Genomic DNA, 13,417 nt, shown 5'->3' with positions numbered 1-13,417 from the left:
TACCCCGTCTCAGGCCCGCTCCGTCGCGACGACCGGCGATCAGCGCATCCGATCGAGATCGACGAACGCGTCGACGTCCGCCGAGAGCCAGGTCGTGAGCCGATCCGAATCGGCGCACTCCCGGGGCGTGATCGTGCACCGATCGGGGCGGTCCTCGTACCGGACGACGATGGACTCGAGATCGATCGACCGGGTTCGGGGCGGGTACCGCGCCGCCGTCGCCAGTCGCTGTCGGACGCCCTCGGAATCGTATTCGCTCGTTGAGTCCGTCATGGCTTTCGAACGGCGACGTCGAAGACGCCGTGTGCCGTCCCACGCCGGTCGCCCACAAAGCCGCTGCTAATTGTGGTATTGAGCGCTACTGCTAGCTGCCGTCGCGTTCGTACGGGCCGAAAATCGACGATCGCCTCGTGAGCTGCCGGCCGCCGTGTTCGAGCGGTCTGCGATCGGCGCCCGACGGCCGACCGCACACGTCGCGTTCGCGACGCTATAGTCTCCTCCGGACGAGAACGTAGTCGAACCGACGCCTACTAGATGCCTTTACGGTAGCTAGGCCGCGAGCACCGGACACCGTGCCCCCGACACCGACTCCCGATCGCGATCGCGGCCGCAACGGCCGGTCGCGCGCGTCGTCCGACCCCCTCGAGGCGCCAGCCGTTTCCGAGATCCGCGAGCCGCTCGCGACGGCCCGCGAGCCCCTCGAGCGCGAGCGACGACAACTGACCGCGGAACGACGCGCCTTCGAGCGATTCCGGCGCCGCGTGGCGGCCCTCGAGACGGCGACGCCGCAAGCGACCGCCGCCACCGCCGGTGCAGGGATCGGCGGCGGAATCGGTGCCGACACCGGCGGCGTCGGAGCCGGAGCGGCGCACGCTGGCGCCGCCGCGCGCGGACGGCCGTCCGAGGGGCTCTCGCCGGTCCGGGACGCGTACGTCAAGACGGTGATGAGCGTCCCCCACTACGACGACCTGTACGGCGATACCTGGCTCGAGAGCGTCGCCGAGGAGTTCAGCGAGGAACAGGCCGCGGCCCTCGAACAGCACGCGCGGCTCCGGCCGCAGTTGCAGCGGTCGCTGGTGACCGCGGCGGCACAGGCGGTCGAGAACCGCGCGCAACTCCTCGAGCACGTCGAGGCCGAACGCAAGGCCCTCGCCGACGCCGATCGCGAACTGACCGACGGCTGCCAGAACCTGCAGTCCTTACTCGATCAGCCGCTGGCGAACATGGAGTTCAACGCGCTCGGGATGACGAGGGACCGCCTGGAAAGTCTTCGCGAGCGCTGCGACGAGCTCGCGACCGAGCGCCAGACCGCGCTTCGACGGCGGCGTCGGGAGCTCGTGATCGGGGACGTCGGGACGCTCGAGCGCTACTTCTACGGGAACTGCGAGCACACGTATCCGATCCTCGCCGCGATCGCCGAACTCGGGCGGGGTATCGAACGCGGAACGGACGCCGTCGATCGGTCGCTCAAGCGGTTACTCGAGCGCGACTCGGGCGCAGATCCGGTCGATCGGCCGGAGCCGTAGCCGGTCGGCGCGCGAACGGGGGCCCCGGCACGCCGAATCGGGTCGGCGGCGGGCGAGACGGTCGCGGCCGTCAGTCGCGACCGGCACCGCCGGCGCTCGAATGGACCTCGAGGAGGGCGCTGCTGATCGCTCGTTTCCGGTGGCCGAGCAGGAGGTGCGTGAACACGCTGTCCCTGCTCTCGTCGGTGTAGCCACACAGCGGACAGGCGTGGGTCCGTGCCGGCGACTCGGACCGTGCCGCGGGGAGCGGTCGGGCGTCGCGTCGATCGGACGCGGCGCGATCTCGGCCGTCGTCGGCGGGCGGGACCTCCCGGTCGGCGTTCGCGTCGCGGTTTCGGACCGAGGTGGGGACGGAGTCGGGAGCCATTCGATTACCCCCACGACGACTCGCCACAAGTCGGTTGCTAGGAGGACTCCGTGCCGCTATTCCCCGCTCGTACCGCTACGTACCGCTCAGTCGTACTCCGTGCCGGTTCGTAGCCGCTGCGACGGCCGTACTCGAGTACGGGACGGGACGTACCCGTCATAGAAACGTTATTTCCGGCCGGCGTGGTGACCCAGGGTATGCACCGCCCACCTCGCTGCGCGATCCGGCGCGCTCGACGGTCAGCGGTGCCCGTCGCCCCGCAGCGCCGCCCGCATGAACGCCTCGTGGATGTCGAGCGTCGAGCCGTCGGCCGCATCGCGGGCCCGCTCGTAGCTCCCGTCCGACCGCATCAGCCACCTGTTTTCGGTGTCCTCGAGTAGGGTCTCGAGAATCTCCGCCAGCCGCGACTGCAGCCGCGGCTCGTCGATCGGCGCGATCGCCTCGACGCGGTTGTCTAGGTTGCGCGACATCCAGTCGGCGGAGCCGATGTAGTACCGCTCGTCGCCGCCCGCGCGGAAGTAGAAGATCCGGGAGTGCTCGAGGAAGCGGCCGACGATGCTGTGGACGTCGATCGTCTCGCTGATCCCCTCGAGGTTGGGCCGGAGCCGACAGATGTCCCGGACGATGAGGTCGATGTCGACGCCGGCCATCGACGCCCGGTAGAGTTCGCGGACGATCTCGGGGTCCTCGAGGCGGTTGACCTTCGCGACGATCCGGGCCCGCTCGCCGTTGCGGGCCCGGCGGGCCTCCGCGCGGATGAGGTCGACGAACCGCTCGCGCATGTTGCCGGGTGCGATCAGCAGTTTCCGGTACTCGCGGTGCATCGAGTGGCCGGTGAAGTAGTTGAACAGGCGGACGAGGTCCTGTCCCACGTCCCGATCGGCCGTCAGCAGGCCCAGGTCCTCGTAGCGCTTTGCGGTCTCGGAGTGGTAGTTTCCGGTGCCGACGTGGGAGTACAGTCGGACGCCGTCGTCCTCCTTGCGAACCACCAGCGACGTCTTCGTGTGGGTCTTGTAGCCGATCGTCCCGTAGGCGACGTGGATCCCCTCCTCCTCGAGTTTCTTGGCCCATTCGAGGTTGTTCTCCTCGTCGAAGCGGGCCTTGAGTTCGACCATGACTGCGACCTGCTTCCCGTTGCGCGCGGCCTCGAGCAAGCTCTCGATGACCTGCGAGTCGCTGGCGGTCCGGTAGATCGCCGCCTTGACCGCCAGCACGTCGGGGTCGTTGGCCGCCTCCTCGAGGAACCGCTGGACGGTCCCCTCGAAGGAGTGGTACGGGTGGTGGACGAGCACGTCCCGATCCTTGATCACGTCGAAGACGCTGCGGCCGTCCTCGCCGCGGCCGAGCCGCGGGTGCGGCTGGGGCGTCCACTCGGGCACCATCAGGTCGTCGCGCCCGAGGTCGGTCAGCTCCGAGAAGTCCCGGTAGTCCAACGGCCCGTCGAGGTGGAATACCTCCCGGTCCTCGAGGTCGAGCTTGCGGGTGAGGATGTCAAGCACCGCCTCGGGCGCGTCGCGCTCGATCTCGAGGCGGACCGCGGTCGCGAACCGTCGCTCCTCCAAGACCTCCTCGACCATCTCGATCAGGTCCTCCGCGACCTCCTCGTTGCGCCGGACTTCGGCGTTTCGCGTCACCCGAAACAGGGCGGTGTCGACGATCTCGACGTCGGGAAAGAGGAGATCGAGGTTCGCCCGCACCACGTCCTCGAGGAGGACGTACCGCGCGTCGTCGCCGATCTGCACGAACCGCACCTGATTGCGCGGGATTTTCACGCGCGAGAACGTGACGTCGGCGCCGGGTCGTTCGCGGGTGAGGACGGCGAGCGAGAGGCTCTGGTTCGAGATGAAGGGGAACGGGTGGGCCGGATCGAACGTCAGCGGGGTCAGAGTCGGCAACACCGAACTCTCGAAGTAGTCGCGGATCGCCCGGCGGTCGGGCGCTCCGAGGTCCTCGTAGTCGACGATGTGGATGCCCGCGTCGGCCAGCGCCGGGCGGATCTCCTCGCGGTAACACCGATGCTGGCGCTCGAGGAGGGCCCGCGATTCCGCGAGCGCCGCCGCCCACTGCTCGGCCGGCGTCCGCCCGTCGGGCGTCTCCTCCGTGATCCCCGCGGCGATCTGTTGTTTCAGCCCGCCGATACGCTTGCGGAAGAACTCGTCGACATTCTGCGTGACGATGTCGAGGAACTTCACCCGCTCGAGCAGCGGGTTCGTCTCGTCGAGGGCCTCGTGGAGGACCCGCCGCTGGAACGCGAGTTCGCTCAGTTCGCGGTTGAGGTAGTAGTCCGGGTCCGAGAGATCGACGTCGGCGGGGACGATCGGCTCCTCGGGGTCGTCGGCGTCGCTCCCCGAGTCAGCACCCACGTCCGCGGTCCCGTCGGTCGCCTCGAGCGCGTCGGCTTCGTCACGGTCGTCCCCCGAGTCATCGACGAACTCGAGTTCCGTCTCGTCCGGGTCGCGGTCGTCCGCCGTCCCGTCCGCGCCGGCCGCGTCGCGATCGCCGGCGTCGCTCGCGTCCCGCTCGAGGGCGGATCCATCGGTCGCCGCGCCGTCGGTCGCCTCGCGGTCCGACCGTCGGTCCTCGCCGTCGCCGTCGGCTGTCTCGTCGGTCATTGCACCACCTCGGTCACCGCGTTCCGACGTCGACGATCTTGTCGTCGTCCCGGTCGACCCGCGCCTCACAGTCGACGCTCACGAACCGGTCGCGGCGGACGTCGTAGGCCGTGAGCCGGCCGCCGTAGACGCAGCCCGTATCGAGCCCGACGGCCCACTCCCGCTCGAGGGGCTCCTCGAGGACGGTGTGGCCGAAGAAAACGCGGGGCGGGCCGTCGTAGGCCTCGAACCAGAATGGTCCGTCGTACCCGTCCCCGCGGGGGGACCGCATCGTCAGCACGTCCCCCGCCGAGTGAGCGTCCAGCGTCCGGGTCGGATCGACGCCCCCGTGCACGACGAGGCCGCCGTCCCAACCGATCGCGACCGGCAGCGACGCGACGTACTCGCGGTCGCGGTCGTCCAGTTCCGGCAACGCGGCGTCGCCGTCGAGCAGCTTCTGCTCGTTGTTCCCCCGTACCGACAGCAGCCGGGGCGACTCCCGGACCCGCTCGAGGACGGCCCGGCTCTCGGGTCCCTTGCGGACCAGATCGCCGACGAACACCGCGAGGTCGTCCTCGCCCAGCGAGAGCGTCGCCAGCAGCGCCTCCAACTCCTCGAGACAGCCGTGTACGTCGCCGACGACGTAGACGTCGTCGTATCGCTCGAGGTCGATTCGGCGGTGTGCAAACGGTACGGCCCCGTCCGACTGCGCGAAAGCGGTCGTCACGTGTTACTCGGGCGAGGATTCAGGAATCTTCGGATAAGCAGTTTATATGTTTACGACGTTCCGATACGTAGGTCCATTTACCGCTACGGACGTCGGCGGACGGTCGCGAACGGGCCTGGGACGCGATCGGACGGCGTTAATCGTCGCGTTTCGGTCTCCCGGCGCCGTCGCTGCGGTCGCTGGGGCTCGCTCTCGAGACTGATACGTACGAGTATATATCAGGACGTACCGGTATCCAGCCGTGAGTTTCCGAACTGTCATCACGGAGCGATAGGTATTCGATCGTACTGCTATTATAAACCCGTTTAATGGCCTCACGCCACGACTCTGGTGATGGCAAGCGATTCGGAGCGCCAGGCTGGCGGCGTATCACGTCGAAAATACCTGCTCGCATCCGCCACCGTCGGGGCGGCCGGCCTCGCCGGGTGCAGCAGTAGCAGCGGGGGGAACGGAAACAACAGCAGTGACGGTGATAACGGCGGCAACGGAAGCGGCGACGGCAACGGGAACGGCGGAGGCAACGGCGGCTCGAGCCCGAGCACGCTGAGCGCCGAGGGCTCCTCGACGGTCTACCCCATCTCGAACACGGGCAGTTCCTACTGGAACTCCAACGCGCCGCCGTCCGACGGTGAGTACTGGGGGGCAAACGACGAGTCGTCGGTTCCCGGCTGGGACCAGATCGAGACCGACAAGAACATCGCCGACTACTTCGCGGGGCTGTACGGGTTCGAGGAAACCGGCCAGCGGTCGAACCCGCCCTTTAGCACGCAGGTCGCGCTGAGCCACTCCGGGACCGGCTGCGAGGCCGTCCGCGACGGCCTCGTCGACATCGGTAACTCCTCGGGGCCGATCACCGCGGAACTCGACATCAGCGAGGCGGAGCGCGACGAGAACTTCGTCGATCACGTCGTCGGCCGCGACGGCCAGCCGGTCTTCGTCAGTCAGGAGATCTACGACGCCGGCGTTGAGACGCTCACCGGCGAACAGATCCGCGGCATCTACCAGGGGGAGATCACCAACTGGAGCGAGGTCGGCGGCCCCGATCAGGAGATCTACGTGGTCGGCCGCGCCGAGGGCTCGGGAACCGACACCACCTTCCGACTGAACATGCTCGGCGACGCCGACGCGCCGATGGAGGTCGACACCCGCCTCGGGCAGAACCAGCAGGTCCAGCAGGTTCTACAGAACAACGACAATGCGATCGGCTACATGGCGCTGGCGTTCGCGGGCTCGGGCATTCAGGCGGTCGCCATCGACTTCGACGGGACCGTCTACGAGCCCGATCCCGACGCCGAGAACACCATCTACGACGCCGAGTACCCGCTGAACCGCGACCTCCACATGTACACGAAGATCACCGAGGACACGCCGGAGGGAACGGACATGCGCGAGGCCGCGTTCCTCAACATGTTCCTGACCGAGTTCGGCCAGCAGGTGTTCGTCGAGGAGCAAAACTACATCACGCTGCCGACGTCCGACCTGGAGGCCGAGAAGGACAAGCTCCCGGATCAGGTGTAGTCGGTCGGCCGTGCGGACACCGACATCGACACCGACCTCGCGGTCCAGGTTACGAAACCAATGAATTCTTCCAGACACCATGAGTTCAGTTACTGATTCGGAGATCGGCGGTTGGGGAGAGCGCGTCGAGCGACGTCTCGGGCGCACTCGAGAGTTCGTCGCGGAGACGGAGCCGGAAGCGCTGGCGGTCGTCGGCCTCTCGATGGGGGCGCTGCTGGCCGCGTTCGCCGGGTTCCTGCTGACGTCGCCGTGGACGGTCGTTCCCTTCGCTGCGTTTCTCGTTTCGACCGGCTACGGCTGGGTCCGCCACCAGGCGCTGACCGCGCGGGCGATCACCTTCGCCATGACGACCGTCACCCTCGTTACGCTGGGGCTGATCGTCGTTTTCATCTTCCTCGAGGCGATCCCCGCCTTCCGGTACGAGAGCGCGACCGTCTTCGGCGTCTCCGTGCCCGGGCTTGGAATGTTCACCCAGACGCGGTGGGACGCCGTCACCGAGCCCGTTCGCTACTCGCTGCTGCCGATGATCCACGGGACGGTGATGGTGACGACCATCGCGACGCTGGTGGCGGCGCCGCTGGGCGTGGCGGCGGCGCTTTTCATCGCCGAGATCGCGCCGCCGACCGTCCGGGAGCTCGTCAAGCCCGGTATCGAGATCCTCGCGGGGATTCCCTCGATCGTCTACGGCTTCATCGGCTTTACGATCATCAACCCGTGGGCGGGCCGGGAGTTCGCGCTCAACGGCGGCTCGACGTACCTGTTCGTCGGGCTGGTCGTCGGGCTGATGGCGCTGCCGACGGTCGTCTCCGTCGCCGAGGACGCCCTGACGAGCGTCCCCGACTCGATGAAGGACGGCTCGCTCGCGCTCGGCGCGACCGACTGGCAGTCGATGACGTCGATCACGCTTCCGGCGGCGTTCTCGGGCGTCTCGGCGGCCGTCCTGCTCGGCGTCGGTCGAGCGATCGGCGAGACCATGGCCGCCACCGTGATGCTGGCGCGCGTCCAGAAGATCCCCGATCCGATAACCAACGTCTTCTACGGCTACGAGACGCTCACGTCGCTGATCGCCTCCCAGTACGGCAACGCCAACGGCGTCCACGAGAGCGCGCTGTTCGCCGCGGGCGTCGTGCTGTTCGTGACCGTCCTCTGTCTCAGCGTCGCCTCGCAGTACATCGAGGCGCGCATGCGCCGCCGCCTCGGGGGTGTCGAGCGATGAGCCGCGCGACCGAAACCGCGCTCGTCCGCGACGGCCGCAGCAGCTACGAGGGCGCCGCCGCCACCGCGGTCGCCCTCTCCGGGCTGGTGTTTGCCGTCGGCCTCGTCGCCTTGCTCGACGTCCTCGAGATCGCCGTCGCCGTCCCCGTCGCGGGCGTCCCGCTGTCGACGGCGCTGGGTGCGGCGCTGCTCGGGCTCGGGCTCGGCGTCGTCGGCTTCGGGCTCGCCTCGCAGCTCGCGTACGTCGACACCGGCCCCCAGCCCAGCGCGGGCCTCGTCGCCGCGGTCGCGTTCACGGGCGTCTGGTTCGCGGTCGGCGCGCTAACTACCGGCGCCGCCGGACTGGGAATGATCGCTTCGACGGCCGTCGGACTGGTCGCCGGCGCCGCCGCGTTCGCCGCGACGGCGTTCCCGCGCGAGGATGTCGGCTCGACGCTGCCAGCGGGAGGGCTGGCCGTCCTCGCCGGGCTGGCACTCGTCACCGGCGTCGTCGGCCCCGGCTGGGAGTGGCAGCTCGTCGACTACAACGCGACGCTGTTCGGCGATACCGTCGTCCCGGCGCTCGCGATGTTCGCGTCGCTGCTCACCGGCTGGGCGGCCGCCAAGGCCTACGGCGGGTTCGGCGCTCGCGGGCGCAACGTCGGCGCGTACGTCCTGATCTATCTGATCGTCCTCTCGATCCTCGCGGTGCTGGTCGGCCTCGTCGCCTTCGTCACGATCAAGGGACTGCCCGGCCTGTTCAACGGGTTCGCCGTCGGCGGCGGGACGCTGATCAAGTGGCCGTTCCTGACGAACGGCGCGTCGCTGTTCGTCGACGTCGCCGGGGTGTTCCCCGCGCTCGTCGGTACGATCTGGCTGGTCGTCGGCGCGGTCCTGTTCGCGGTGCCGACCGGCGTCGGCGCCGCGGTCTTCCTCAGCGAGTACGCCGAGCAGGGCCGGTTCACAACCGCCGTCGAGATCGCGACCAACGGCCTCTGGAGCACCCCCAGCATCGTCTTCGGCCTGTTCGGCGCGGCCTTCCTCATCCCCCGATTCGGCAACCAGAAGTCGCTGCTCGCGGGGATGCTGACGCTTGGGTTCATGCTGCTGCCGCTCGTGTTGATCACGAGCCGCGAGGCGATCCTGGCGGTCCCCGACGAGTACCGCGACGCCAGCGCGGCGCTTGGCGTCTCGAAGTGGCAGACGATCCGCAGCGTCGTCCTGCCCGCGGCGATCCCGGGGATCACGACCGGCGTCATCCTCGGGGTCGGCCGCATCGCCGGGGAAACGGCCCCCATCCTGCTGACGATGGGCGGCGGCGTCCTCCCCGGAAAGGGGGCCGCGCCGAACGTCATCGGCGGCTTCCAGTTGCACGCCTCGCCGCCGTTCGTCACCAACCCCGCGCTGCTCGAGTCCACGAGCGCGCTGCCCTACCAGCTGTACGCGCTCATCACGGCGGGGCTCAGCGGCAACATCGAGAACCCCGAGCAGTTCGCGTGGGGGCTCGCACTGACGCTGCTGCTCGTCGTGTTGGCGTTCTACGCGATCGGCATCGCGACGCGATACTACTTCAGACGGAAACTCCACCAATGAGTCGAACGAATCCTGCAGAGACGACCGATTCGACGAACCGGACCGACGAACGGGCGGTCTCGACGACCGCCGGCGAAACCGCCGAGGAGACACGTCCCGAGTGGACCGACTACGACGCCGACGGCGAGACGAAACTCGCCGTCGAGAATCTGAACGTCCACTACGGCGACGATCACGCTCTGAAGGACGTTTCGATGGAGATTCCCGAGCAGAGCGTGACGGCGCTGATCGGGCCGTCCGGCTGCGGCAAGTCGACGTTCCTGCGCTGTCTGAACCGCATGAACGACCGCATCCGCGGGGCTCGGGTCGACGGCACGGTCGAACTCGACGGCGAGGACGTCTACCAGGACGGCGTCGACCTCGTCGAGTTGCGAAAGCGCGTCGGCATGGTGTTCCAGAACCCGAACCCCTTCCCGAAATCGATCCGGGAGAACGTCTCCTACGGGCCGCGAAAGCACGGCGACGTCGAGACGGGACTGCTCGCGCGGCTGACCGGCCGCGCCGAACCCGGGCGCGAGGAAGAACTCGTCGAGCGCTCGCTGAAGCGGGCCGCGCTCTGGGAGGAGGTCAACGACCGCCTCGAGGACAACGCCTTGGGGCTGTCGGGCGGCCAGCAACAGCGGCTCTGTATCGCCCGGTGTCTGGCGGTCGATCCGGAGGTCATCCTGATGGACGAGCCGGCCTCCGCGCTGGACCCGATCGCCACCTCGAAGATCGAGGACCTCATCGAGGACCTCGCGGAGGATTACACGGTCGTCGTCGTCACCCACAACATGCAGCAGGCCGCGCGCGTCTCCGATCAGACGGCGGTCTTCCTGACCGGCGGCGAACTCGTCGAGTACGACGACACCGACAAGATCTTCGAGAACCCCGAGAGCCAGCGCGTCGAGGACTACATCAGCGGCAAGTTCGGGTGAGACGCGTGGCGCGCGAGGACTTCCGCGAGACCCTCGATCGGCTGCGGGCCGACGTCGAGGCGATGGCCGACGCGGTACTCGAGCAGCTCGGTCGGGCGCTGACGGCCCTCGGAGACGGCGACGACGAGCTGGCTCAGGCGGTGATCGACGGAGACGCAGCCATCAACGAGCGCTATCTGGAGCTCGAGGGCGACTGCATCGACCTGCTCGCGCTGCAACAGCCCGTCGCCTCGGACCTGCGGTTCGTCGCCGCCTCGTTCAAGATCATCACCGATCTCGAGCGGATCGGCGACCTGGCGACGAACCTCGCCGAGTACGCGCTGGCCGCCGACGCGGCGGCGTTCTCCGAGATCGATGTTCGCGGCATCGGCGACGACGTTCGCGAGCAGGTTCGGGCGGCCGTCGACGCCTACGTCGCGGACGACGCCGACGCCTGTCGGACGATCGCCGCCCGCGACGACGAGATCGACGCGCTGTGTCAGCGCGCCAGCGAGGCGGTCGTGCGCGACCTGATCGCCAGCGAGGCCGACGCCTGGGACGTCGAGCGGTTGCTCGACGACGTCTCGCAGGCGCTGTTGACGATCCGCGATCTCGAGCGGATCGGCGACCACGCCGTCAACGTCGCCGCGCGGACCCGCTACATGGTCGAGAACGATCCGGCGCTGCTGTACTGATTTTCCCGCTTCTTCGACCCGCGTTTCCGGGACGGAACGGTTGCGGCGGCGCAGTGACCTGAATTCGAGAGTTCGGCACCTAGACTACCGTCCCCTCAACGGACGGCGGCGCTACTCGTCGCCGGGTCGATGCTCCTCGACGACGGACTCGACCGCGTCCCAGGCGACCGGCGGCTCGAGTTCGCCGAACGCCTCCTCGAGCGCCGCCACTTGGTCGCCGAAGCGCTCGCGCCACGCCGGCTCGGCGCGCTCGGCGAGTCGCTCGCCGGTCGCGTCGTGACGCGCCGCCAGATCGTCGAGCCGCGGGCCGACGCCCGACGGCCGATCGGCGTCCTCGCGGTCGGCCCACTCCCGGAGCGTCGCCAGCTCGGCCCGCAGATCCGCCAGCATCAGCTCGGCGACACAGTGTTGGATCGACGCCTGCGCCCACGCGACCGCCGGGTCGTCGCCGTCCTCGAGGTCGGCCTCGGCCGCGAGCCCGTCGACGACGCCCTCGAGGTCGTCCAGCGACTGCTCGAGCGCGTCGACGTCGTCGGTGAGCTCCGCGACTCGGCGGTCGGGGTCCTCGAGCCACGCTTCGAACGACTCCAGTTCGAACTGGAGGTCGTCGGCGGCCCGCTGGACTTCGGTGGCCGCGGCGGTCATCCCCCGGATCTCTCGGGCGAGGTCGTAGAGGTCGCCGTCGCCCTTGCGGTCGAGGATCGACTGTAAGCGCTCGCCGAGCCCGGCCGCTCTATCCTCGACGGTCTCGAGCCGCGACGCGAACTCCTCGAGGCGCGTCGCGACGACGTCCATTTCCGAGACGCCCGCTGCGGCGTCGCGGGCGTCGTCCATCGCCGTGGCCGCCAGTTCGGCGCGCGTCTCCGCAGTCGTTACCACCTTCGACGCGTTCGCCAGCGCGTCGTCGACCGCCGCCCGGCGGACGACCCCGTCGTCGGCGACGACGGCGAGCGTCTCGCGTACCGCGCCGTCGTCCGCCGACTCGTCGTCGACGGCGTCGACCGCCGCCTCGAGCGACAGTCCGTCGAGGTCCGTCCGGTTCTCGCCGCGTTCGTACTCGTCCATGAGCGACCGTTGCGACCGGGAATTCGTTATTCGTTCGGTCTCAAGAACAGATAGGTATATACTGGTATCTATATCTATGTTTGTTGGTGTATGACTACCTGATGGTACGTCCAGTAACGTTTCGAATATAGCCGTTATTCGGCACTAGAAGCGCCGATATCCGATTACTCTATAGATCCAGGTAGATTTATATTCCTCCCGTTAGAAGCGCGACATATGGAGACACGCAAGGTCCAGGTGACCGGTGGGTCGACCTACACCGTCTCGCTGCCGAAGGAGTGGGCGACCGACAACGACGTCAGCAGCGGTACCGTCGTCGAAATCTACTCCGAGGACGACACGCTTCTGGTCACGCCGAAGAGCGACGCCGACCGCCAGGAGGGCACGCTCGACGTCTCCACGCTCACGGACGAGCGGCTCGTTCGCGCTGTGCTGACGATGTACGTCAGCGGCTTCGACGTGATCCGCCTCGAGGCGAACCGGATCACGACCGAGCAGCGCCGCGCGATCCGCAGCGCGATCCAGGGGCTCATCGGCGTCGAAGTCGTCGAGGAGCAGACCGACTGCGTCGTCGTTCAGGATCTGCTGGATTCCTCGGAGCTGTCGATCGTCAACGCCGTCACGCGCATGCGGCTGATCGCGACCTCGATGCTCGCCGACGCGGTCACCGCTCTGGTCGAAAACGACGACGACATCGCCCGCGACGTCATCGACCGCGACGACGACGTCGACCGGCTCTTTCTCGTCGTCTCCCGCATTTTCCGCGCGACGCTGCGCTCACCCCGCGCCGCCGAGGAGCTCGGCCTCCCCCGCGAGGACTGCTTCGACTACCACTCCAGCGCCCGCCAGCTCGAGCGGGTCGCGGATCACGCCGTCAAGATCAGCAACATCGCGCTCAAACTCGAGGAGGTCCCCGAGGACGTCGCCGATCCGCTCCTCGAACTGCACGCCGACGTCGCGGACATCCTCGAGGCGTCGATGGACGCGCTGTTCGCCGAGGACGGCGACGAGGCGACCGCCAAGAGCCACGAGGCCCTCGAGGCCGTTCCCAAAATCGACGAGCACACCCGCCGAATCGACGACATCCTCCGCGACCTCGATCCGGTGTTGGCCCAGTCGCTCGGCCTGATCCTCGACTCGCTGTCCCGAAGCGCCGACTACGGCGGAAACGTCGCCGAGACGGCGCTGCAGAAGGCCGCGCCGCGGCCCTGAGCCTGAGGCGACCGGCGTCGCGACCTCGCCCGC

12 protein-coding genes are annotated in these 13,417 nt (G+C 68.4%); 7 read left to right on the top strand and 5 right to left on the bottom strand.

All coding sequences use genetic code 11. The features are described from left to right. Positions 1-39: 39 nt before the first annotated feature. The gene (locus ACYQ26_RS11670) at positions 40-273 is read right to left on the bottom strand and encodes a DUF7511 domain-containing protein (protein ID WP_459809069.1); all 234 of its coding nucleotides are present in this window, start codon (positions 271-273) and stop codon (positions 40-42) included. A 299-nt stretch (positions 274-572) separates the two neighbouring features. Between ACYQ26_RS11670 and ACYQ26_RS11665 the strand changes: the two genes are divergently transcribed. Further along, positions 573-1,526, top strand: coding sequence for a DUF7260 family protein (locus ACYQ26_RS11665; RefSeq protein ID WP_459809068.1), 954 nt, complete (start codon positions 573-575; stop codon positions 1,524-1,526). A 70-nt stretch (positions 1,527-1,596) separates the two neighbouring features. On the opposite strand, the gene ACYQ26_RS11660 is transcribed toward ACYQ26_RS11665, so the two are convergent. The 3 genes from ACYQ26_RS11660 to ACYQ26_RS11650 form a co-directional block, all read right to left on the bottom strand. Then, complete coding sequence (locus ACYQ26_RS11660; protein WP_459809067.1) at positions 1,597-1,893, bottom strand: hypothetical protein; 297 nt, start codon at positions 1,891-1,893, stop codon at positions 1,597-1,599. Between the two features lie 239 nt (positions 1,894-2,132). Beyond that, positions 2,133-4,505 (bottom strand): polyphosphate kinase 1, encoded by a 2,373-nt coding sequence (gene ppk1 / locus ACYQ26_RS11655; RefSeq protein WP_459809066.1) that lies wholly within the window; start codon positions 4,503-4,505, stop codon positions 2,133-2,135. A 13-nt stretch (positions 4,506-4,518) separates the two neighbouring features. Then, on the bottom strand, positions 4,519-5,211 hold the full coding sequence (locus ACYQ26_RS11650) for a metallophosphoesterase family protein (protein WP_459809065.1): 693 nt from the start codon (positions 5,209-5,211) through the stop codon (positions 4,519-4,521). Between the two features lie 333 nt (positions 5,212-5,544). Between ACYQ26_RS11650 and ACYQ26_RS11645 the strand changes: the two genes are divergently transcribed. From ACYQ26_RS11645 to phoU, 5 genes are all read left to right on the top strand, one after another. Beyond that, positions 5,545-6,729: a substrate-binding domain-containing protein gene (locus ACYQ26_RS11645; RefSeq protein ID WP_459809064.1), complete on the top strand. Its 1,185-nt coding sequence runs from the start codon at positions 5,545-5,547 to the stop codon at positions 6,727-6,729. A 79-nt stretch (positions 6,730-6,808) separates the two neighbouring features. Then, on the top strand, positions 6,809-7,945 hold the full coding sequence (gene pstC, locus ACYQ26_RS11640) for a phosphate ABC transporter permease subunit PstC (protein WP_459809063.1): 1,137 nt from the start codon (positions 6,809-6,811) through the stop codon (positions 7,943-7,945). Then, the gene (gene pstA / locus ACYQ26_RS11635) at positions 7,942-9,516 is read left to right on the top strand and encodes a phosphate ABC transporter permease PstA (RefSeq protein ID WP_459809062.1); all 1,575 of its coding nucleotides are present in this window, start codon (positions 7,942-7,944) and stop codon (positions 9,514-9,516) included. The genes pstC and pstA overlap by 4 nt, the downstream gene beginning before the upstream one ends. Continuing rightward, positions 9,513-10,433: a phosphate ABC transporter ATP-binding protein PstB gene (gene pstB, locus ACYQ26_RS11630; RefSeq protein WP_459809061.1), complete on the top strand. Its 921-nt coding sequence runs from the start codon at positions 9,513-9,515 to the stop codon at positions 10,431-10,433. The genes pstA and pstB overlap by 4 nt, the downstream gene beginning before the upstream one ends. A gap of 5 nt (positions 10,434-10,438) precedes the next feature. Then, positions 10,439-11,107 (top strand): phosphate signaling complex protein PhoU, encoded by a 669-nt coding sequence (gene phoU / locus ACYQ26_RS11625; protein WP_459809060.1) that lies wholly within the window; start codon positions 10,439-10,441, stop codon positions 11,105-11,107. A gap of 111 nt (positions 11,108-11,218) precedes the next feature. On the opposite strand, the gene ACYQ26_RS11620 is transcribed toward phoU, so the two are convergent. Beyond that, the gene (locus ACYQ26_RS11620) at positions 11,219-12,172 is read right to left on the bottom strand and encodes a halo transducer protein (RefSeq protein WP_459809059.1); all 954 of its coding nucleotides are present in this window, start codon (positions 12,170-12,172) and stop codon (positions 11,219-11,221) included. Between the two features lie 216 nt (positions 12,173-12,388). Between ACYQ26_RS11620 and ACYQ26_RS11615 the strand changes: the two genes are divergently transcribed. Continuing rightward, positions 12,389-13,384 (top strand): PhoU domain-containing protein, encoded by a 996-nt coding sequence (locus ACYQ26_RS11615; RefSeq protein WP_459809058.1) that lies wholly within the window; start codon positions 12,389-12,391, stop codon positions 13,382-13,384. Positions 13,385-13,417 lie beyond the last annotated feature (33 nt).

The sequence above is a fragment of the Halopiger thermotolerans genome, from assembly GCF_054654555.1.
The sequence above is the reverse complement of the archived record's forward strand: the minus strand, read 5'-3'. Positions and strand labels throughout refer to the sequence as shown.